We start from the raw sequence: 21,754 nt of genomic DNA, 5'->3' as shown, positions 1-21,754 counted from the left end.
CGGGCCCTCCTGTATGTCGCGTTCGGAGCGTATGTGCTCATCGCTGCGCCTCGATCCAGTCGAGTCGGGTCGCCACCTGACGCAGTGCGTTCGCGTCCGGCACCGGTCCGTAGAGGGCCGCCGCCACGGCGGCGGGATCGAGTCCGGTGCGTCCGGCGACGGCGGCGACGATGTGGTCGGGAGTCGCGTCGGCGGCGACGCCCAGGGTCGGGCGGATGCGGCGCAGGGTGCTCGCCCGCAATTTCGCGGCGACGAATCCGGGATCGCCTGCCTTGCGGTAGAGCGCGGCCTGACCGGCGAGCAGTTCGTTGGCGGCGACCTCGACCGGTCGCGGTTCGCCGACCAGCGCGCCGCGCCGCCGCGCCCGCCACCACACCAGAAGGGCGGCCGCGACGAGGAATTGCAGTCCGCCGAAGGCGATCGGCGCGGGCAGCCGTTCGAAGATCGAGTCGCGTCCCGAACCGAAGATGGGGCCGGAGTCGCCGTCGTCACCGTCGGGCGACGGCGGCGGATTCTTGGGCGCGGGTGGGGCGGTCGGGGCGCCGAGCGCCTTGATCAGCACCCAGATCAGCAGGATCAGCACGATCGAGCCGATGAGCACCGCCCAGAACTTCGGATTGCGCAGCAGCGGGGGCAGCGGCGGCAGGGCGCGCTTGCGGCGCTCGACGGTTTCGACCGGTGCGGTCTCGGTGGGTTCGGCCGCGGGCGGTGGCGCGGAATCGGAGAATCGGTCGGCGTACTCGAGTCTGCGGTATTCGTCCTCGGTCGCGCGGCGGCCGCCGTAGACGACCTCGTCGAAACTGCGCGCGGTGGGCTGGAGTTCGGAGGCGAGGTCGTGCGGCAGCGCGGTGGAGACATCGTCGACGGTCTCGTCCGCGGTGCGCGAGCGCCGGACCTCGAGTAACCCGCCCTGTTCGAGTCCGCGCAGCATGGCACGGAAGCGTTCGCGCAGCGCGCGGTCGAAATCACGGTCACGCAGGGCATCGTCGGCTGCCGCGCGGTGTTCGGCCGCCGGGCCGAGTCGCGGAGGCCGCGGGGTCGCCGCCGGGTCCGGCGCACGGTCGAACTCCTCGCTCACCGGACCTCCGTAACCCTTATGTCGAGACCTTCGCGGCGGCAGCGCAGGTCGACGTAGACGAGGACGCGGGAACTGGCCTCGACGATCTCGCCGAAGGTGACCAGCAACATGATCGCCGAGGTGAGCAGCACGATCACCGGCCAGCGGTGGGTGCCGGTGAAATCCGACAGGAACAGCGGAACGCCGAGCAGCGGTATCGCGAGCAGGACGAACAGCGCGCGCTGGGCCGCCCACAGACCCGTCAGCGTCCATTCCTTCCCCACGACGAGTAGTTTCGCCCGGCCGACCGCCGCGGCGTGGTCCGCGTGTTCGGCGAACATGGCGGGCACCGCGGCGAACCGTGTGGCGCGCAGTCGGCCCAGCCAGGGCAGTACCAGCGGCGCGGTGACGACCAGCGTGAAGCACAGCGCGGTCACCGAGACGCCGACCAGGGTGAACAGGATCTGGAAGATCAGCAGCGGCAGCGCCCGCCCGCGCAGCTGGGCCAGCGCGCCGCGCGCGTCGAGTCGGGTTCCGAATACCGTCGCGAGACCGAGTGCGACGGTGGTCGCGCGCAGTACGTACCGCAGCAGCCAGACGCATACGGCGGTGGTCAGGATCGCCGACCACCAGGTCGCGGCGTCGGAGCCGCCGGTGAGGCCGGAGAAACTCGCGACCAGCGCCACCACCACGATCTCGGCCACCACGATGCCGCCCGCGCCGAGCGCGAGCAGTGCGGTGATATTCGCCTGGATGAGCGCGAACGGCGTATCGAGCAGTTCGCGGAAGGTGAACGGGCGTATCGGCACCGTCGCGGCAGGGGAGGGTGGTACCGGATCTTCTCCCGCCCCGACGGCACCCGCCTGGACGGCTGGTAACACCCGGCCGAGTCTAGAGCGTGTCGCGCTGGTTGGCCTCGTATCCCGGTTCCGGCGCCCGGCGCGGCCGGGCCAGCCGGGTCGGCGTGACGCGCCCGCGCAAGGTCACGTATTCGCCCGCGTGCCAGTGCTCGGCCTCGCCCGCATCGGCCGCGGCGACGGTGTCGGCCGCGGCCAGCACCAATCCCTCGTCCTGTTTGGCCAGTTCACACAGCCGAGCCGCCTCGTTCACCGGATCGCCGATGACGGTGAACTCGTAGCGTTGGTGCGCACCGACATTGCCCGCCACCACCCGGCCCGCGGCGACGCCGAGCGCCGCGGTGAAGTCGGAGGCGCCTGCCAGCCGGCGATGTAGGTCACGTGCGCAGGCCAGCGCGGCGCCCGGCGCGTCGGCCAGCGGGGTCGGCGCGCCGAATACGCACAGCGCGGCGTCGCCCTCGAACTTGTTGACCAGACCGCCGTGCCGTCCGACCTCGTCCACCACCACGCCGAAGAAGCGGTTCAGCATTTCGACGATCTCGGTCGGCGTGCGGGTCGCGGCCATCCCGGTCGAGCCGATGATGTCGATGAACAGCGCCGCCGCCTCGATCTCCGCCCCGCCGAGCACCGGATCGGCGGCCAGTGCGGCGTCGGCGACATCCCGGCCGACGTGCCGCCCGAACAGATCCCTGATCTGTTCGCGTTCGCGCAGTCCGGCGACCATCCGGTTGAACCCGCTCTGTAGTTCGCCCAGCTCGGTGCCGTCGTACACGGTCACCGCGACATCGAGGTGGCCGTTCTCCACCTGCCGCAGCGCGGCGCGCACCCCGCGGATCGGCGCGACCGTCGCCGCCAGGTTCTGGGTCGTCAGCAGCAGACCGAAGAGCAGTGCCGCGCCGCCGAGCGACAGCATGCAGATCGCCAGGCGGGCGGTGCTCACCTCGTCGGTGGTGAGCGCCAGGATCGCGGGCACCATCGCCGCGGTCACCGGCACGCCGGAGCCGAGGAACCACACCAGCAGCGAGCGGCCGAAGATGCCGATGCCCTGACGGCGCCGCGAGGTCGCCGCTTCCAGCACCCGCGCGGTCACCGGGCGCAGGGCGAATTCCACGATCGAATAGCTGTTGGCGCACACCACGATCGCGCTGAAGACGACGCCGAAGGCCACCTTCGGAATCAGCTTCGGATCGGCGATTCCGTACAGCGTGGTCAGGACCACGAGACCGCCGAACCACAGAATGGCCTGTAGGGCGACCAGACGCCGCGGCACCGCACTGGCCGCGCGCTGTTCGTATTCGGTGGGGATGTGGTCGGGATCCAGCGCCCAGCGCAGGGCGCGCAGTCCGCGCCGGGTGCCCCACCACGCGCCCATCGTCATCGCCACCAGCGAGTACAACGGGGTGGCGAGGACGTCGAGCAGGAGCAGATCGCTGGTGAAGACGCTCGGACCCGGCAGGACGAAGCCCACCAGCGCGATCGTGACGATCATGCCGGTCACATTGGCGATCAGCAGCGGCAACGTGAGCAGGACCTGTACGCGCACCCGCCGTAGCCACGACGATTCCGCCTCCGATCCCAGCAGGCGCGAGCCCCACGGCGCGTGCTCGGGCGTCACGGGCTTCGAAGCGGTACCGAACATGGGTGCAGAGTAGAGCGAAACGAGCGGTCGGCATCCCGGCCGTACCCGAAACGGGTCGAGCCGCCGGGCCGCTCCGCCTCGGTCAGCGGCCGGGCGGCAGCTCGCGCGAAGTCCGCCGACCGGTCAGCTCGCCGGCGCGCGGACCGTCGAGTTCGTCGCGACGCGCCGGCGTGTCGACCGGATATCCCTGCGTGTCGACCACGCTCGCGGCGACCTGCCTCGCGTGCCACGCGTCGGACTCCGGCCCGTACCCGACGCCCGAGTGATGTGCGGGCGGCAGCGATGAACTCTGCGTGTCGAAGGTCACCTTTCGGGTGCGGCGCAGGGTGAAGGTGATCTCCTCGACCTCCTCGAACGCCTGTCGTGCCGTGCGCAGCGGATGCGTGGCGGTATCGATGGCGTTGGCGACGAAGGACGGGACGAGCGGGCGGATCCACCGGGCGGCGGTGTCGGTGAAGGGCACCTGACCGATGATCGGCAGTTCGAGTCCGCCATTGGGTTCTGCCGCGACCCGCACCGCGGTCTCGGTGGGCACGTCGATGGGTGCGGGCGGGTTCGCGGACGGTGTCGGGTCGGACACGGTGCTGTCCTTTCGGTCGGGTGCGGGCAGTTCCACGAAGGTTCCCGCCTCCTCGAGACGGCGCGGTTCGGTGATCCCGAGTTCGATGCCGCCGATGGCGGCGATGACCCTGGTGCGCTGACGTTCGCGCTCGATGGCGGTGTCGGCCTCGAGCGCCAGCCGCGTCGAGGTGAGTTCCCGTTCGGCATGCAGGGTTTCGGCCTCGGCGCGGACCTCGGCCCGCTTGTGCGCGGCCACCGTGTCGGCCGCGAGTTCGGCCCGTTCCCGCACGGCCTCGAAGGCGACCCGGCGGTCCAGCGAAGTCTCCCCGCGCCACCACCGCAATACCAGCGGCAGCAGGGCGAGCAGGACGAAGGCGGTGAGGACGAGCAGGCGCAACAGCAGCGCTCCCGCCGAACGGGCACTCTCCTCGTGCATGGCCAGCCAGCGCGCGCCCATGCCGCGGTCGGCGTCGGCGAAAGCCGCGGACCTGGCCGCCGTCAGCGTCCGCTCGTCGGCGGCCACGCGCTGATCGGCGGCGGTGACGCGGGCCCGCGCGAGGTCGAGCTGCGCGCGGGCGTCATCGAGCATGGCATCGGCGGTCTGCGCCTCGGGGCCGCGGCCCGGCACGCCGGTGATCCGCGTCTGCGGGCATTCCGGCGTCGGGTTGAATTCGCAGCGCGCGATGACCAGCGCGCGATCGATATCGGACTGGGCCGCGGTGACCGCGCTCGCGGCGGCGGCGCGTTCGGTGCGGGCGGCGGTGAGTTCGCCCTCGACCGCGACGACGCTCGCCGCGGTGGCGACGCCTCGCTGGGCCTTGTCGTCGAGCAGTCGATCGACGGTGCCGCCGGTCAGGGCGGTGCTCGCGAGTTCGGCCAACAGGACGCCCGCGATCAGCGCGACCGCGATGCGCGCGCCGAGCCCGAGCCGATCGGGGAGGCGGCCGGGCTTCCTGGTCGCCAGCGCCCGGCCCGTGGTCCCGGTGACGAGCGCGGCGACTCCGGCGAGGACGGTGACCAGGGCGGCGGGCCAACCGTCCGCGGCCGTGAGCGCGAGGATGGTGACCAGGGCGCTGACCACGGCCAGCAACGCGACACCGAGGCCGGTGACAAGATACCCGGACCGCTCTTGGCCGTCGGGGATATCGGCGGAGCGGCCGCCGCCGAGCCAGGTGAGAGCTCCGGTGACCGTCATGGAATTCTCACATCCTCTCCGTCCAGGTGGAATCCCTGGTCGTGCCGGCGTGCGCGTGAAACTGTCACGGATTCGTTGTCACAGCGTGACAGGCCGCGGGCCGACATACCGAGCATGGGCCGCGGTATGTGGTAAGCCTCACAGGCGCCCCGGCGAATTACGGCCCGGAGGGATCGGCGCGTCGCGCGTGAACGGGTCCGAAATCGGTCTGCGTCCGCCTGCGAGTATGAAACCGGTCACGCTCCCTGGCAAATCGGCGGTGTCCATGGGGTCGTCGCGACCTCGGTGACGGCGGGAACGGGTTCCGCACCGGACCGCGCGTGCCCGGATCGCTTTCAGATCGGACTGCCCCGGCGCGTCGCGGCGCGACACGGGACGTGTGGCGAATGCCACGCCTTTGGTTTGCTGAATGTGTGCCGAACGCCCGCTGGACGGAAAAGAACCCGGACGGTCGGATACATTGCGGCCTTGTCACGGGGGTGTCCGACAGCGCGTCGCGCACGCGGGTTCCGATTAGCCGCCACCAGGTGGTTTGTCCCCACCCGCAGCGGGGAAACCCTTTTCGACACAGGTGAACCTCGGTTCGGCCCCCGGAATACCCGGTTGTCGACAACGAACTCGGCGTCCATCATCACTGGGCGGCACCCGGTGCCAGGGGATCGATCCCGGCGCGTTCGCTGCTTTACACTGGAAAACGCGCACAAGTGAAGGACGGAAAGAATTGGCCCTGCTAGACCGGTTTATTAGTACGACCTAAGTTGGTTGGGCCCCGGACCTGACTTATCGTTTGCTCTTACGCCGAACACGAAAATGATCGGCACCATCGCCCGCTCGGGCTCACCAGTCGGTGCCCAGAGTAGCGGGCGAGCACCCGCGCGGAAGTAAGGAGCGTGTAAGCGTTCCGTTACCTCCGAGCACCCCACTACGTAACGCAAGAAGCGGGTGGACAACTGGAGACGTGACTGTACCCGCGGTGCGAGCACCGGCTCGGAGGAGGTGGCTTGCGCGACCACACAGAGCCGGGGCGAGCGCCGCAATCCATACAAGAGACCATCAGCGCGGCTGGTTTCCGGTGCGTACGGGCACAGTCTTGACGCAGGCGTTCGAACGAAAGGCCCCTTTTTCCTTCGAAGGCCTACTTTCTTGAAGGCAGAGGCATGACGCAACTTCCTGGCCACAGGTCACCTGGACCCATCGGTCTCTACGACCCGGCGAACGAACACGACGCCTGCGGCGTCGCATTCGTCGTCGACATGCACGGCCGCCGCAGCCGTGACATCGTCGACAAGGCTATTACGGCTCTGTTGAACCTGGAGCATCGCGGTGCCGCGGGCGCCGAACCGAATTCCGGTGACGGTGCGGGCATCCTGCTCCAGATCCCGGACCGCTTCTTCCGCGCGATCGTGGATTTCGAACTGCCCCCCGAGGGCTCCTACGCCTCCGGTATCGCCTTCCTGCCGCAGGCGCGCCGCGAAGCCGCCCGTGCCGCGTACGGTGTCGAGAAGATCGTCAAGGAAGAGGGCCTCGAGGTCCTCGGCTGGCGTGAGGTCCCGATCGACGAGTCCTCGCTCGGCGCCTTGGCGCGGGACGCCATGCCCACCTTCCGCCAGATCTTCGTCGCCTCGCCGAAGAACGGCTCCGAACAGCTCTCCGGTATGGATCTCGAGCGTCGGGCCTATGTCGTGCGCAAGCGCGTCGAGCACGAACTCGGCAGGTCGGGTGCGGGCGAGGGCGCCGTCGGCAAGGAATCGGTGTACTTCCCGAGCCTGTCCGGGCAGACCTTCGTCTACAAGGGCATGTTCACCACCCCGCAGCTGCGCGCCTTCTACCTCGACCTACAGGACGGCCGGGTGGAATCGGCCCTCGGCATCGTGCACTCGCGCTTCTCCACCAACACCTTCCCGTCCTGGCCGCTGGCCCATCCGTTCCGCCGGGTCGCGCACAACGGCGAGATCAACACCGTCACCGGCAACGAGAACTGGATGCGGGCGCGCGAGGCGCTGCTGCGCTCGGACGTCTTCGGCGTCGACGAGGCGGGTAAGAACCGCTTGCAGAAGATATTCCCCGTCTGTACCCCGGGGGCGAGCGACACCGCCCGCTTCGACGAGGTGCTGGAACTGCTGCACCTCGGCGGGCGCAGCCTGCCCCACGCGGTCCTGATGATGATTCCCGAGGCGTGGGAGCGCAACGAGAACATGGACCCGGCCCGCCGGGCGTTCTACCGCTACCACTCCATGCTCATGGAGCCGTGGGACGGTCCCGCCTCGGTGTGCTTCTCCGACGGCACCGTCGTCGGCGCGGTGCTCGACCGCAACGGCCTGCGCCCGAGCCGCATCTGGGTCACCGACGACGGCCTGGTCGTCATGGCCTCCGAGGTCGGTGTACTCGACATCGATCCGGCAAAGGTCGTCCGCAAGGTCCGGTTGCAGCCGGGCCGCATGTTCCTGGTCGACACCTCCCAGGGGCGCATCGTCGGCGACGAGGAACTGAAGTCGCGGCTGGCCGCCGAACATCCGTACCAGGAGTGGCTGGACGCGGGCGTCACCAAGCTCGCCGACCTGCCCGACCGCCCACACGTGCACATGTCGCACGATCGCGTGCTCATCCGTCAGCAGATCTTCGGGTACACCACCGAGGAGCTGAACCTGCTGCTCTCGCCGATGGCCAAGACCGGCGGCGAGGCGCTCGGCTCGATGGGCACCGACACCCCGATCGCGGTGCTGTCGGCGCGTCCGCGCCTGCTGTTCGACTACTTCTCGCAGCTGTTCGCGCAGGTCACCAACCCGCCGTTGGACGCGATCCGCGAAGAGGTCGTCACCAGCCTGCGTCGCGCGCTCGGCCCGGAATCCGATCTGCTGCATCCCAGCGCGGATTCCTGTCGCCAGATCACCATTCCGCAGCCGATTCTGGACAACGACGAGTTGGCCAAGCTGGTGCACATCAACGACGACGGCTCCCATCCCGGGCTGCGTTCGGTCGTCGTGCGCGGTCTGTACCCGGTGAAGAAGGGCGGCAAGGGCCTGCGCAAGGCGCTCGAGGCCATCAACACCCAGATCTCGGCGGCCATCGACGGCGGCGCGCGAATCATCGTGCTCTCCGACCGCGAGTCCAACGAGAAGCTGGCTCCCATCCCGTCGCTGCTGCTGACCGCCTCGGTGCATCACCACCTGGTGCGCGAGCGCACCCGCACGATGGTCGGCCTGGTCGTCGAGGCCGGTGACGCCCGCGAGGTGCATCACATGGCGATGCTGGTCGGTTTCGGCGCGGCCGCGATCAATCCGTACATGGCCTTCGAGACCATCGAGGACATGCTCGAGCGCGGCGCGCTCGAATTGCCGGGCAGCACCGGCGACCTGCGCGTCGACTTCACCAAGGCGGTCGCCAACTACATCAAGGCCGCGAGCAAGGGCGTGCTCAAGGTGATGTCCAAGATGGGCATCTCCACCATCGCCTCCTACACCGGCGCCCAGTTGTTCCAGGTCATCGGCCTGTCGCAGGAGCTGGTGGACGAGTACTTCACCGGTCTGCGCTCGCATCTGGACGGCATCGGACTCGACGAGATCGCCGCCGACGTGGCCGCGCGGCACCGGATCGCCTTCCTGGAGAACCGCAACGAGCGCGCGCACCGCGAGCTCGAGGTCGGCGGCGAGTACCAGTGGCGGCGCGAGGGCGAGTACCACCTGTTCAACCCGGACACCGTCTTCAAGCTCCAGCACGCCACCCGCAGCGGTCAGTACTCGATCTTCAAGGAGTACACCAAGCTGGTCGACGACCAGTCCGCGCGGCTGGCATCGCTGCGCGGTCTGTTCGAGTTCAAATCCGGTGAGCGCGCGCCCATCTCGATCGACGAGGTCGAACCGGTCTCGGCGATCGTCAAGCGCTTCTCCACCGGCGCGATGAGCTACGGCTCGATCTCGGCCGAAGCGCACGAGACGCTCGCCATCGCCATGAACCGGCTCGGCGGCCGTTCGAATTCCGGCGAGGGCGGCGAACATCCGGCCCGCTTCGAGGTCGAGGAGAACGGCGACTGGCGTCGTTCGGCGATCAAGCAGGTAGCCTCGGGCCGCTTCGGCGTGACCGCGCACTACCTCACCAACTGCACCGATATCCAGATCAAGATGGCGCAGGGCGCCAAGCCGGGCGAGGGCGGTCAGTTGCCCGCGCACAAGGTGTACCCGTGGGTCGCCGAGGTGCGGCACTCCACTCCGGGCGTCGGTCTGATCTCGCCGCCGCCGCATCACGACATCTACTCGATCGAGGATCTCGCGCAGCTGATCCACGATCTGAAGAATGCCAATCCGCAGGCCAGGATTCACGTGAAACTGGTCGCGGAGCCGGGCGTCGGCACCGTCGCCGCAGGCGTGTCCAAGGCGCACGCGGACGTGGTGCTGATCTCAGGACACGACGGCGGCACCGGCGCCTCGCCGCTGACCTCGCTCAAGCACGCGGGCGGTCCGTGGGAACTCGGCCTGGCCGAGACCCAGCAGACGCTGCTGCTCAACGGCCTGCGCGACCGCATCGTGGTCCAGGTCGACGGTCAGATGAAGACCGGCCGCGACGTGATGATCGCCGCGCTGCTCGGTGCCGAGGAGTACGGTTTCGCGACCGCGCCGCTGGTGGTCTCGGGCTGCATCATGATGCGGGTCTGCCACCTCGACACCTGCCCGGTCGGCGTCGCGACGCAGAATCCGGTTCTGCGCGAACGCTTCACCGGCACGCCGGAATTCGTCGAGAACTTCATGCTCTACATCGCCGAGGAGGTCAGGGAACTGCTGGCCCAGCTGGGCTTCCGCACGTTGGACGAGGCCATCGGCCGCGTCGACCTGCTCGACACCACCCGGGCCGAGCAGCACTGGAAGGCGAGCAAGCTCGATCTGTCGCCGATTCTGAACAGCGTCGAGACGGCGTTCATGTACCAGGATCGTCGCTGCACCAAGACCCAGGACCACGGTCTGGACAAGGCGCTGGATCAGCAGTTGATCGTGCAGAGCCGTGACGCGCTCGAACGCGGTCAGGCGGTGAAGTTCGAGACCAAGATCACCAACGTCAACCGGACCGTCGGCACCATGCTCGGCCACGAGGTCACCAAGCTCTACGGCGGCGCGGGTCTGCCCGACGAGACCATCGACATCACCTTCACCGGCTCCGCGGGCAACAGCTTCGGCGCCTTCGTGCCCGCGGGTATCACCCTGCGGGTCAACGGTGACGCCAACGACTATGTCGGCAAGGGTCTTTCGGGCGGTCACCTGGTGGTCCGCCCGTCGCTGAACGCACCGGCCGAATTCGTCGCCGACGAGAACATCATCGCGGGCAACGTGATCCTGTTCGGCGCGACCAGCGGTCGCGCGTTGATCAGCGGCGTGGTGGGCGAGCGGTTCGCGGTGCGCAATTCCGGCGCGATCGCGGTGGTCGAGGGCGTCGGCGACCACGGTTGTGAATACATGACCGGCGGCCGCGTGGTGATCCTCGGCGAGACCGGACGCAATTTCGGCGCCGGTATGTCGGGCGGTCTGGCGTTCGTCTACAACCCGAACGGCACCTTCGCCGATCGGGTGAATCCGGAGCAGAGCGACGCCATCGAGGCGTTGTCCGGCGACGATTTCACCTGGCTGCGCGACATCATCACCCTGCATCGCGACGAAACGGGTTCGGCTGTCGCCGAACGCATTCTCAGTGATTGGTCGCAGCAGGTGAACCACTTCGTGAAGGTCATGCCGCGGGAATACAAGAAGGTACTGATCGCCATCTCCGAGGCGGAGAAGAGCGGTAAAGACGTGGACGAAGCGATTATGGAGGCGGCCCGTGGCTGAGAAGACGCTCGAAGTGTGGAGGCGGCCCGTGGCTGAGAAGACGCTCGAAGTGGCGTGGACGAATCGCTGTGACTGTTCGGAGGCTGCTCGTGGCTGACCCGCAAGGATTTCTGAAGCACACATCGCGGGAACTGCCGAAGCGCCGACCCGTTCCGCTGCGTCTGCTGGACTGGAAAGAGGTCTATGAGGACGGTTTCGAACACGAGACCCTCCAGACCCAGGCCAGCCGCTGTATGGACTGCGGAATTCCGTTCTGCCACAACGGTTGCCCGCTCGGCAATTTGATTCCTGAATGGAATGACCTGGTCTACAAGGGTCAGTGGCGAGAGGGAATCGACCGGCTGCACGCGACCAACAATTTCCCGGAATTCACCGGTCGCTTGTGCCCGGCGCCGTGCGAGGCGTCCTGTGTGCTCGGGATCAACCAGGACCCGGTGACCATCAAGCAGGTCGAGGTCGAACTCATCGAGAACGCCTTCGACGAGGGCTGGGTCACCCCGGTTTACCCGACGCGCATCACCGGTAAGAAGGTCGCCGTCGTCGGCTCGGGGCCTGCCGGTCTGGCCGCCGCCCAGCAGTTGACCCGCGCGGGCCACACCGTGACCGTCTTCGAGCGGGCCGACCGCATCGGCGGTCTGCTGCGCTACGGCATTCCGGAATTCAAGATGGAGAAGCGCTTCATCGATCGCCGGATGGCGCAGATGGAGGCCGAGGGCACCATCTTCAAGACCGGGGTGAACGTCGGTGTCGACATCACCGCCGCGCAGCTGCGCGAGCGGTTCGACGCGGTCGTCCTCGCCGGTGGCGCCACCATCGCGCGCGATCTGCCGATCCCGGGTCGCGAGCTCGACGGCATCCACCAGGCCATGGAATTCCTGCCGTGGGCCAACCGGGTGCAGCTCGGCGACGATGTCACCGACGCGGACGGCCTGCCGCCGATCCACGCCAAGGGCAAGAAGGTCGTCATCATCGGCGGCGGCGACACCGGCGCCGACTGTCTTGGCACCTCGCACCGCCAGGGCGCGGAGTCGGTGCACCAGTTCGAGATCATGCCGCGTCCGCCGGAGGAGCGCGCCAACTCGACGCCGTGGCCGACCTATCCGCTGATGTTCCGGGTTTCCTCGGCACACGAGGAGGGCGGCGAGCGGGTGTTCTCCGTCAACACCGAACGTTTCGTCGGCGCCGACGGCAAGGTCACCGGGCTGGAGGCGCACGAGGTCAAGATGGTCAGCGGCCGTTTCGAGAAGGTGGACGGCACCGAGTTCACCCTCGAGGCCGATCTGGTGCTGCTGGCGATGGGCTTCGTCGGCCCGGAGAAGCGCGGACTGCTCGAGGATCTCGGCGTCGGCTACGACCAGCGCGGCAACGTCCAGCGCGACAAGAACTGGTCGACCAATGTGCCCGGCGTCTTCGTCGCGGGCGATATGGGCCGCGGTCAGTCGCTGATCGTGTGGGCCATCGCCGAGGGCCGTGCGGCGGCGTCGGCGGTGGACAACTACCTGGAGGGTGAGACCGCGCTGCCCGCGCCGATCACCCCGACCATGGTCGCCCAGCGCTGACCTTCCGCCTGGAAAAGGCGCCCGCGGACATCCGTTCCGCGGGCGCCTTTTTCGTATATCCGCGAGGGTCGGTACACGCGCGGATCGTGCGACGGAGATACCCGCGTGATAGGCGATCGCTCTTATTACGCGCGCGCGGATTTGTCCGAATCAGCGTCGGGCGCGTGCGCGCCTCGCATCCGGTGTGGCGGATCGGGCCGGAAGTCGGACTCGCGCAGCATCACTCGGCGATCGGTGCGGACACGGCCGTCGCCGGAACTATCGCGACGTGTCCGGCCTGTTCGTATGGCGTCCGCGCGGCCGTGGCTCTATTGTGATCAGCGGCGCGGCGCCGGACTTGTGGGATGTGAGTCAGTCGCATACGCGCATTTGGGTAACTTCAGTTAACCGTCTGTGCACTGGAAGGTCATCCGTCGTGTTCAGCATGGTTAGCGGCAAACGTGTCGGAATTGCTCCCCCGGGGCACAGTTCGAACTGGAGCAGTATGCGGTTGAAGAAGGTTGTCGCGGCTCTCGGCGCGTCAGCGGCAGTGGCGTCGGGTCTGGTGTTCGCCGGCGCGTCCGCGGTGGCGGACAGTTGCCCGAGCCTATACGTCGTAGCCGTCCCCGGAACCTGGGAGACGGGTCACGAGAAGACTCCGCAGCCCGGCATGCTGGCAGGTGTCACCAACAATCTCCCCCGGTCCGTCGACGTCGACTACGTGACCTACGCGGCCACCGCGTTTCCCTGGGAAGGCGACGTGTACGGCGCTTCCAAGAAGGAGGCGACCGACAACGCGCGCGGTCTGGTCACCGCGATGGCCCAGCGTTGCGGCGGCACCGATATCGCGCTCGTCGGCTACAGCCAGGGCGCGGACGCCGCGGGCGACCTGGCCGCCGAGATCGGCACCGGCGTCGGCCCGATCCGTCCCGAGCGCATCGCGGGTGTCGGGCTGATCTCCGATCCGCGTCGCTCGCCCACCGATGTTCAGGTCGGCCCGCCCGCGGGCGGCGCGGGCGCCGGCGGTCCCCGGGTCGGCGGATTCGGTTGGGTCAGCGATCGCACCCGCACCATCTGCGCGGTCGACGATCTGTACTGCGCCACCGCCGACGACGATTTCGTCACCCGGTTCGCGGGCTTCCTTGCCCAGAGTTCGGACGCCAATCCGGCCAATGTCTGGCGCTACCAGATCGAGGCGGGCGCCATCCTCAACGATCTGATGGCCAACGGCGGTGTGCCCGTGCTCCAGTCGCAGCTCACCGATTCGGCGAACGAGCAGCGCGCCAAGGATCTCGAGCGTTTCTACCGTTCGCAGTCGCACACCCGCTACGGCAGCTACAACGTCGGCGGCGGTCAGACCGCGATCTCCTGGATGCACAACTGGATCGCGGGCATGGCCTGATCCGGTATCCGGTACGACGCTGAAAGGCCCACCTCCGCGGCACGGGAGGTGGGCCTTTCACGTGTCGGTGGTGGCTCGTGCGCCGTCAGCCTGCCCGCCCCGCGGCGATATTGCGCGGCAGCAGATCCCACACGTGGCCGTTCTCGTTGACCGTGGCGGCGGTGCGCCGCCCGGTGCGGGAGAACAGGATTCGGGTGATGGACCCGTAGTCGATCGGAAAGGTCAGCGGCCGGGCCAGTTCGAGCACGTCCTGGAGCAGGACGTTGATCACCCCGCCGTGGGCGAAGGCCACCACGGTGTCGGCCGGATCGGTGGTGGCCGCTATCTCGGTGACCGCGTCGCGCACCCGCGTGGCGAAGGCCGGACCGTCGATCTGTTCGGGTAGGTAGCCCGCCTTGATCCGGTCGTAGGCGGCCCGGAATTCGGTTTTGGCGTCCTCGATGGGAATATAGGCGGGCAGGTCGCGATCGTATTCGGCCAGGTCATCGATGACCTCGAGCGCGAGACCCAGTTCGGCGGCGGTGGGTTCGGCGGTTTCGCGCGCGCGGCGCTGCGGACTGCTGAGCACCCGGGTGACGCGGTGCCGACTCAGGGCCGCGGGCACTCGTTTCGCTTGCTCCATACCGATTTCCGACAGCCGCGGATCGGCGGGCCCGGCCGCGGCGTTGTCGATCCGTAGCGGCTGAGCATGGCGAACGAGTATCAACTGCACCCCAACACTCTGCCGCATCGAGGCGCGGTTTCTCACGGCGACCCGGACGCGACCGATCAACGCGGGGCCATGCACCCCGAGGGCAGGTCGAAGTAGCCGGCGAAACGCTCGGCCGCGGCTTCGTCGCCGGAGACGGTGAAGTCGCCGCCGGCGCGGACTTGTTCGTAGGGCAGTCCGTCGAAGACCAGCGCGACGAGGGCGGGCACGCTGGTGTGGATCGTGGTGGCCGCCTCGCCGCTGACCCCGCGGGTGATGGTGAACGTGCCGTCGGTGACGACGGCGTGGAATTCATCCTCGCCCGAACTGGATTCGGTGAAGTACAGGTCGTAGTCGGCCTCGACTCCGACGGCGGCGGCGGGGTCGAAGAAGCTGCGCAACGAGACGACGACCGAGTCCGTGCTGAGGTCGGCGCAGCGGTAGGCCCCGCGCGGAGCCTTGGCGCCCCAGCGATTGAGGGCCAGGATCACCGTGTCGAGTTCGCGCCCCCACGCGGTGAGGTCGTAGACCGCCGCGCCGACCGGCGGCGGCAATTTGCGTTTGCACACGATGCCCGCGTTGACGAGTTCCTCCAGCCGCTGCGACAGCACGTTCGGGCTGATGGCGGGGAGACCCGAACGCAGGTCGGTGAAGCGTTTCGGACCGTGCAGCAGATCCCGGACCACCAGCAGCGTCCACCGCTCGCCCACCAGGTCGAGTGCGCGCGCCGCGCCGCAGGCGTCCTGATAGCTGCGTTTGCCGCGATGCTCCGGTGCAACAGTCATGTCCTACAGCATATCAGTCGGTTGCGCAACTTAATTAAATAGTTGTCTTTTAGGACTAACGCTTGCTAGCGTTTCCCGTATGGCCGATGCAGGACAACGACATGCGCGCACGGGGAGCGCCGAATCCTCCGGAGCGAGCCGCAGTCCGTGGCTCGCGCTCTACGTACTCTGCGGCGGAATGCTCATGATCGTGCTCGACGCCACGATCGTGAACGTCGCGCTCACCGACATCCAGCGGGATCTGCACTTCACCGCGTCCGGCTTGGCATGGGTGGTCAACGGATATCTGATCTCCTTCGGCGGCCTGCTCATGCTGGTCGGGCGACTCGGCGATCTGATCGGACGCCGGACCATGTTCCTGTCCGGTCTGGTGGTGTTCACGCTGGCATCGGCGCTGTGCGGCGCCGCGATCAATTCGGTGACCCTCATCGCCGCGCGATTCCTCCAGGGCATCGGCGGCGCGATGACCTCCGCGGTCATCCTCGGCATGATCTTCGCGATGTTCCCCGACCCCAAGGACCAGGCCAAGGCCATCGGCCGCTACGCCTTCGTGGCCTCGGCGGGCGGCGCGATCGGCCTGCTGCTCGGTGGTCTGCTCACCGCGCTGGACTGGCGACTGATCTTCCTGGTGAACCTGCCGATCGGCATCCTGGTCGGCGTCGCGGCGTTCCGGGTGCTCGACAAGGACCGTGGGATCGGCCTGAAGGAGGGAGCCGACGTTCCGGGTGCGGTGCTCATCACCGCCGCCCTGATGCTCGGCGTCTACACCATCGTCAAACCCGCCGCCGAATACGGCTGGACCGATTCGAGCACCCTGGCGCTCGGGGCGGTCGCACTGCTGCTGCTCGCGGCCTTCGTGCTGCGCGAGGCCACCGCGTCCGCACCGCTCATGCCGCTGGGAATTCTGCGCTCGCGCAATCTGTCCGGCGCGAACGTGGTCCAGGTGCTGACCGTGGCGGGCATGTTCGGCATGTTCTTCATGGGATCGCTGTACCTGAAGCAGGTGCTCGGATACAGCGCGGTCGCCCTCGGGTTGGCGTTCTTCCCGGTCGCGGCGATCATGGGCGTGCTGTCGGTGCAGTTCTCCGAACATCTGGTGATGCGCTTCGGCGCGCGAATGGTGCTGCTGCCGGGCCTGACCCTGATCCTGGGCGCACTCGTGTGGCTCGCGCAGGCCCCGGTGGACGGCGGCTACTGGACGCACGTCTTCGGGCCGGTGGTGCTGTTCGGCACCGGCGCCGGACTGGCCTTCCCGGCATTGATGAACCTGGCCATGTCGGGTGTGGACCAGCGGCAGGCCGGACTCGCCTCCGGTCTGGCCAACACCACCATGCAGGTCGGCGGCGCACTCGGACTCGCGGTGCTCGCGACCCTCGCCGCGAGCCGCACCGACCACCTCTTGGCCGAAGGCAGCGCTCCGAAAGAGGCGTTGACCAGCGGATTCCAATTGGCCTTCTGGATCGGGGCCGCACTGGTGGTTGTCGCGCTCGCGGTGGCGGCCACGGTGCTCAGGTCGCCCGCGGCCGAACTGCCCGCCGAGGCGGAACTACTGCTCGACGCCGAGGTCGCGACCGAGCGCACCGTACTCTGATCCCAGCCGGAACGTCGACGGCTCGAACCTCGCCGAGGTTCGAGCCGTCGGGGTTCGCGGGGATTATCCGCTGTTGCCGCGGCGCTTGGTGAACAGCACGATGGCGACGATTATCGCGACCACCACGAGCACGCAGCAGATGACGCCGAAGAATCCGATCCCGCTGCTCTTTTTCTTCTTCTTGGCGGCGAGATCCAGCGCGGTGTTCCACGTGTCGGACGCGATCACGTCGGGGCTGGTCCACACGCTGTGGTCCAGCAGGCTCGCATTGGTGAGCAGATCGAGATACATACTTCCCCATTCGTCGACGGCGGCCTCCTCCCGGGCCGAATCATCAAGGTTATCGCGCGGGAGAAATCGTTGTTAACCGTTCGCGAACGCATCCTGCCGGTGCGGTTCGGGTCTCGGCGCCTCAGCGCGGCTTGACCAGGGGGAAGGGCAGGGTCTCGCGAATGCTGCGACCGGTGATGAGCATGACGATCCGGTCGACGCCCATACCGAGTCCGCCGGTGGGCGGCATGGCGTGTTCGAGCGCCTCGAGGAAGTCCTCGTCGAGTTCCATCGCCTCGGGATCGCCATTGGCCGCGAGCATCGACTGTTCGGTGAGTCTGCGGCGCTGTTCCACCGGATCGGTGAGTTCGCTGTAGGCGGTGCCCAATTCGACGCCCCATGCCACCAGGTCCCAGCGTTCGGTGACTCCCGCGACGCGGCGGTGCGCGCGGGTGAGCGGGGAGACCGAGGTGGGGAAGTCGATATAGAAGGTCGGCTCCTCGGTCCGCGACTCCACCAGATGTTCGTACATCTCCAGGACGACCTGACCCGCGTCCCAGCCGTGCTGATACGGAATGTCGGCCTTGTCGCAGAGCACGCGCAGATCGGCCACCGGCGACTGCGGGGTGACCGGCGCGCCGACGGCCTCCGACACCGCCCCGTGCACCGTCTTCACCGCCCACTCCCCGGAGATGTCGACCTCCTCGAAGGTGCCGTCGTCGTTGGGGCGCAGTGCGACCATCGCGCCGTTGGCGGCGACCGCCGCGTTCTGGATCAGTTCCCGGCAGATGTGCATCATGCGTTCGTAATCGCTGTGCGCCTCGTACGCTTCGAGAATGGTGAACTCGGGATTGTGGCTGAAGTCCACGCCCTCGTTGCGGAAGGTCCGCCCGATCTCGAACACCTTCTCCATACCGCCGACGCAGAGTCGTTTGAGATACAGCTCGGGCGCGATGCGCAGGTACAGATCCAGGTCGTAGGCATTGATGTGGGTGATGAACGGGGTCGCGTTGGCTCCGCCGTGCACCTGTTGCAGGATCGGCGTCTCCACCTCCAGGTAGCCGAGGCCGTTAAGCGAATCGCGCAGCGAGCGCAGCACCGCACTGCGTTTGGTGAGCAGTTCGCGGGCGTCGGGGTTGATCGCCATGTCGACGTAGCGCTGGCGCACCCTGGCCTCGGGATCGGCCAGACCCTTCCATTTGTCGGGCAGCGGATGCAGGCATTTGCCGTTCATCCGCCAGTCCGCGGCCAGCAGCGACAGTTCGCCGCGGCGGCTCTGTCCGATCTGCCCGCTGACCTCGATCAGGTCGCCGAGGTCGAAGTATTCGCCGAATTCGGCGCTGCGCCGCGCGCCGACGCGGTCGCGGTCGATGATCAGCTGGATGTCGTCGGTCCAGTCGCGCACCACCGCGAAGATCACGCCGCCGTAGTCGCGGATGCGCAGCAGTCGCCCGCACACCCGTACCGTGGTGCCGCGCGGCGAGCGCCTGGCCGCGGCGACGGTGTGCGTGGGCGGATAGGCGACCGGGTAGGCGTCGATTCCGTCCGCGGTCATCTTGGCCAGCTTGTCCATGCGCACCCGGACCTGTTCCGGCCGTCGCGGAAGTTGCTCGGCGAGTTCGCTTTCCGGCATGTCGGGCGGGGTGCCGTCGGCGTGCAGTCCGGTGACGGTGTCGGGTACCGCACTGCGCAGACCGGTATGGGTCGTGGTCACCGGATCCTTGCCGAAGCGCGGCAGGAATCCTTCCGCGAGCGCGCTGGCCATCGCGACCCGCGGCAACTGCCTGCGCTCCTCGAACAGGAAGAACCGGGGCACCCAGTGCGGCTGGTACTTCACATTCGAGCGGTACAGCGCCTCGAGCTGCCACCAGCGCGAAAAGAAGAGCAGCACACCGCGCCACAGCCGCAGCACCGGACCGGCGCCGATCCGCCCGCCCTCCTCGAACACCGAACGGAAGACCGCGAAGTTCAGCGAGACCCGCGTGATGCCGTGTTGTTCGGAAGTCAGCGCGAGCTGCGAGATCATCAGCTCCATCGTGCCGTTGGGGCCGTCGGGGTCACGGCGCATCAGTTCCAGTGACACGCCCGTGCGGCCCCACGGCACCAGCGACAGCATGGCCAGCACCCGATTCTGGGCGTTGACCGCCTCGACCAGCAGACAGTCGCCGTCGAGCGGATCGCCGAGTCGGCCGAGGGCCATCGAGAATCCGCGTTCGGTCTCGGTATCGCGCCATGCCTCGGCCCGGCCGATGACATGCGGGAATTCCGATGCCGGTATGTCGCGGTGCCGTCGGACGCGCACCGTGAACCCGTGTTTGCGCAGTCGGTTGGCGGCCTGGCGGACCTGCTTCATCTCCGGTCCGGCCAGCGAGAAGCCGCGGGTGTCGAGGATCGCCTCGTCACCGAGGCGCAGGGCCGACAGTCCCGCTCGCCGATACGCCTGTGCGCCGAGTTCGCTCGCGCCCATGACGGCGGGCGCCCAGCCGAAGCGGTCGGCCGATCTCAACCAGGCGTCGATGGCCTGCGGCCATGCTTCGCGCATCCCGATCGGATCCCCGCTGGCCAGGCAGACACCCAATTCGACCCGGTAGGTGATCGCGGCCTTGCCGCTGGGCGCGAACACCACCGCCTTGTCCCGGCGGGTCGCGAAGTAGCCGAGCGAGTCCTCGACATCGGAGCGTTCCAGCAGTCCGCGTATCGCCGATTCGTCGGTGCCGGTCATGGCGTTCTCGGCGCGCTGGGAGCGCAGTAACACGATCACCGCCGCGAGCAGCGCGATCGCGCCGAACAGGCCGAGCAGGAAGTTGACCCAGGGCCGCGGGTGACCGTCGAAGTGCTCGTTGTCGACCAGCACCGCCGCGGTCACCCGGTAGACCGCCCAGCCCGGTCGCTGCCAACCGCCGGGCAGCGTTCCGGGGAACAGCTCCACGAGTCCCCAGCCGATCAGGCAGCCGACGGCAAGCCCGCCCACCAGCACGCCGAGCGCCTTCCACCCGGCCCCGCGGCGCACCTTGGTGTAGAACTCGCTCCACGCCGCGACGAGTACACCGATCACCGCCAACTGGGCGACCATGCCCGCGAGTGCGCTGTAGTTGCCGGTCTCGGTGAAGTCGAGCGCGTTGATCAGCGCGAACAGCGCGAGGTAGACCACGAGCAGCCACCACGCGATGCGCTTGCGGCTCGCGATGGCCCCGGCCATGAGACCGAGGATCAGCGCCCACATGAGGTTCGTGTCGGGCGCGTCGAAGAAGTAGACGTCGATGTAGCGCCGCGGCACCTGGGTCAGGAAGCGCAGCGCGGGCGACAGACTCCACAGCAGACATGCGGCCGCCAGGCCGCCGAGGACCATCCCCGCGATATGCGGTACCTCGGAGAACCTGCCGTGGCCGCGATGCGGGACCGGCGGGGTGGGTCTGTCCTGCCGAGGTGCGATGTCCGTGCGATGACCGGCTTGCGTGGAAGTCACCGAACCAGTGTGTACGGTCCCGCGCCCGGACTGTCCCAAGACCACCCGGGATGTCGGGAGGCGCGGGCCGGTCGGCGGTGACGCGGGGGGTTGGCGTGCCGGCGGATTCCGGCCCGGGTAAGGATGTATGTCATGTCAGATCCAGTCGATGTTCCGATCGATGACGAGATCATTCGGCTCGGGCAGTTCCTGAAGCTGGCCAATTTGATCGATTCCGGTTCGGAGGCGAAGACGGTGATCGCCGCAGGCCTGGTCCGGGTGAACGACGAGGTCGAACTGCGGCGCGGGCGCCAATTGCACGCGGGTGACGTGGTCGCCCTCGCCGGTCACCGGGTCCGGGTGGCGCCGGCCTGATCGGTCCGTCTTCAGTCCTCGGCGCGCACGACGATGCCGTCGTGATCGCTGTAGAGCATCTCGCCGGGAACGAAACTCACACCGCCGAATTCGATGGTGACGTCGCGTTCGCCGCTGCCGGTCTGGGTGCTCTTGCGCGGGTTGGTGCCCAATGCCTTGATACCGATGTCGAGGGTGCGCAGTATGGCCGAATCGCGTACGGCCCCGTTGACGATGACGCCCGCCCAGCCGTTGTCGACGCCGCGGCCCGCGATGATGTCGCCCACCAGTGCGGTGTGCACGCTCGCGCCGCCGTCGACCACGAGCACCCCGCCGTGGCCCGGTTCGCTCAGTGTCTGCTTGACCAGCAGATTGTCCTGGAAGCAGCGGATGGTGGTGATTCGGCCCGCGAAGCTCTCGCGACCGCCGAACTGGATGAACTGCGTATCGCAGCTGCGGATTTCGGGGCCGATCTCATCGGCCAGGTCTGCGGTGGCGACAACGGTCATGGCTCGATTCTGCCGCGCTCGCGTTGCCGCGTATTCGCGGCCCCCGCGCGGTG

At 68.1% G+C, this 21,754-nt stretch carries 14 protein-coding genes; 5 read left to right on the top strand and 9 right to left on the bottom strand.

Annotation, left to right across the window (positions count from 1 at the left end):
* Window positions 1–37: 37 nt before the first annotated feature.
* The 4 genes from APZ21_RS02885 to APZ21_RS02870 form a co-directional block, all read right to left on the bottom strand.
* Window positions 38–1,078: a DUF4129 domain-containing protein gene (locus APZ21_RS02885; protein WP_054811625.1), complete on the bottom strand. Its 1,041-nt coding sequence runs from the start codon at window positions 1,076–1,078 to the stop codon at window positions 38–40.
* Window positions 1,075–1,938, bottom strand: coding sequence for a hypothetical protein (locus APZ21_RS02880; protein ID WP_054811624.1), 864 nt, complete (start codon window positions 1,936–1,938; stop codon window positions 1,075–1,077). The genes APZ21_RS02885 and APZ21_RS02880 overlap by 4 nt, the downstream gene beginning before the upstream one ends.
* Before the next feature lie 10 nt (window positions 1,939–1,948).
* The gene (locus APZ21_RS02875) at window positions 1,949–3,553 is read right to left on the bottom strand and encodes an adenylate/guanylate cyclase domain-containing protein (protein ID WP_054811623.1); all 1,605 of its coding nucleotides are present in this window, start codon (window positions 3,551–3,553) and stop codon (window positions 1,949–1,951) included.
* 82 nt (window positions 3,554–3,635) lie between these two features.
* Window positions 3,636–5,309, bottom strand: coding sequence for a DUF4407 domain-containing protein (locus tag APZ21_RS02870; RefSeq protein ID WP_054811622.1), 1,674 nt, complete (start codon window positions 5,307–5,309; stop codon window positions 3,636–3,638).
* A gap of 1,157 nt (window positions 5,310–6,466) precedes the next feature.
* Between APZ21_RS02870 and gltB the strand changes: the two genes are divergently transcribed.
* The 3 genes from gltB (at window position 6,467) to APZ21_RS02855 (ending at window position 14,059) form a co-directional block, all read left to right on the top strand.
* A complete protein-coding gene (gene gltB, locus APZ21_RS02865; protein ID WP_054811621.1) occupies window positions 6,467–11,119 on the top strand; it encodes a glutamate synthase large subunit in 4,653 nt (1,550 codons plus the stop codon).
* Window positions 11,120–11,208: 89 nt separating this feature from the next.
* Window positions 11,209–12,678, top strand: coding sequence for a glutamate synthase subunit beta (locus APZ21_RS02860; RefSeq protein ID WP_054811620.1), 1,470 nt, complete (start codon window positions 11,209–11,211; stop codon window positions 12,676–12,678).
* 484 nt (window positions 12,679–13,162) lie between these two features.
* The gene (locus tag APZ21_RS02855) at window positions 13,163–14,059 is read left to right on the top strand and encodes a cutinase family protein (RefSeq protein ID WP_082392777.1); all 897 of its coding nucleotides are present in this window, start codon (window positions 13,163–13,165) and stop codon (window positions 14,057–14,059) included.
* 85 nt (window positions 14,060–14,144) lie between these two features.
* Here APZ21_RS02855 and APZ21_RS02850 read toward each other — a convergent pair whose 3' ends face one another.
* Window positions 14,145–14,771, bottom strand: coding sequence for a histidine phosphatase family protein (locus tag APZ21_RS02850; RefSeq protein WP_054811649.1), 627 nt, complete (start codon window positions 14,769–14,771; stop codon window positions 14,145–14,147).
* A 56-nt stretch (window positions 14,772–14,827) separates the two neighbouring features.
* Entirely contained in the window at window positions 14,828–15,532 is a 705-nt protein-coding gene (locus APZ21_RS02845; protein ID WP_054811619.1) for a winged helix-turn-helix transcriptional regulator, read from the bottom strand.
* A gap of 79 nt (window positions 15,533–15,611) precedes the next feature.
* On the opposite strand from APZ21_RS02845, the gene APZ21_RS02840 reads away from it, so the two are divergent.
* Entirely contained in the window at window positions 15,612–17,123 is a 1,512-nt protein-coding gene (locus tag APZ21_RS02840) for an MFS transporter (protein WP_054811618.1), read from the top strand.
* A 63-nt stretch (window positions 17,124–17,186) separates the two neighbouring features.
* Here the strand turns inward: APZ21_RS02840 and APZ21_RS02835 are convergent, their stop codons facing one another.
* Entirely contained in the window at window positions 17,187–17,414 is a 228-nt protein-coding gene (locus tag APZ21_RS02835) for a hypothetical protein (RefSeq protein WP_054811617.1), read from the bottom strand.
* 121 nt (window positions 17,415–17,535) lie between these two features.
* Entirely contained in the window at window positions 17,536–20,859 is a 3,324-nt protein-coding gene (gene lysX / locus APZ21_RS02830) for a bifunctional lysylphosphatidylglycerol synthetase/lysine--tRNA ligase LysX (RefSeq protein WP_082392776.1), read from the bottom strand.
* 132 nt (window positions 20,860–20,991) lie between these two features.
* Here lysX and APZ21_RS02825 point away from each other — a divergent pair, with 132 nt between their 5' ends.
* The gene (locus tag APZ21_RS02825; protein WP_054811647.1) at window positions 20,992–21,213 is read left to right on the top strand and encodes an RNA-binding S4 domain-containing protein; all 222 of its coding nucleotides are present in this window, start codon (window positions 20,992–20,994) and stop codon (window positions 21,211–21,213) included.
* Window positions 21,214–21,224: 11 nt separating this feature from the next.
* Here the strand turns inward: APZ21_RS02825 and rraA are convergent, their stop codons facing one another.
* Window positions 21,225–21,701, bottom strand: a complete 477-nt coding sequence (gene rraA / locus APZ21_RS02820; RefSeq protein WP_054811616.1) for a ribonuclease E activity regulator RraA — start codon at window positions 21,699–21,701, stop codon at window positions 21,225–21,227.
* Window positions 21,702–21,754 lie beyond the last annotated feature (53 nt).

Origin of the sequence: Nocardia arizonensis (genome assembly GCF_001310275.1) — a bacterium.
Lineage (GTDB): Bacteria > Actinomycetota > Actinomycetes > Mycobacteriales > Mycobacteriaceae > Nocardia > Nocardia arizonensis.
Note: the sequence above shows the minus strand (reverse complement) of the source record. Positions and strands in the feature narration are given on the sequence as shown.

Coding starts and splice junctions, on each gene's coding strand:
- APZ21_RS02845 (WP_054811619.1), bottom strand. CDS start 15,532: ATGACTGTTGCACCGGAGCATCGCGGCAAACGCAGCTATCAGGACGCC.
- APZ21_RS02825 (WP_054811647.1), top strand. CDS start 20,992: ATGTCAGATCCAGTCGATGTTCCGATCGATGACGAGATCATTCGGCTC.
- gltB (WP_054811621.1), top strand. CDS start 6,467: ATGACGCAACTTCCTGGCCACAGGTCACCTGGACCCATCGGTCTCTAC.
- APZ21_RS02870 (WP_054811622.1), bottom strand. CDS start 5,309: ATGACGGTCACCGGAGCTCTCACCTGGCTCGGCGGCGGCCGCTCCGCC.
- APZ21_RS02855 (WP_082392777.1), top strand. CDS start 13,163: ATGCGGTTGAAGAAGGTTGTCGCGGCTCTCGGCGCGTCAGCGGCAGTG.
- APZ21_RS02875 (WP_054811623.1), bottom strand. CDS start 3,553: ATGTTCGGTACCGCTTCGAAGCCCGTGACGCCCGAGCACGCGCCGTGG.
- APZ21_RS02835 (WP_054811617.1), bottom strand. CDS start 17,414: ATGTATCTCGATCTGCTCACCAATGCGAGCCTGCTGGACCACAGCGTG.
- rraA (WP_054811616.1), bottom strand. CDS start 21,701: ATGACCGTTGTCGCCACCGCAGACCTGGCCGATGAGATCGGCCCCGAA.
- APZ21_RS02840 (WP_054811618.1), top strand. CDS start 15,612: ATGGCCGATGCAGGACAACGACATGCGCGCACGGGGAGCGCCGAATCC.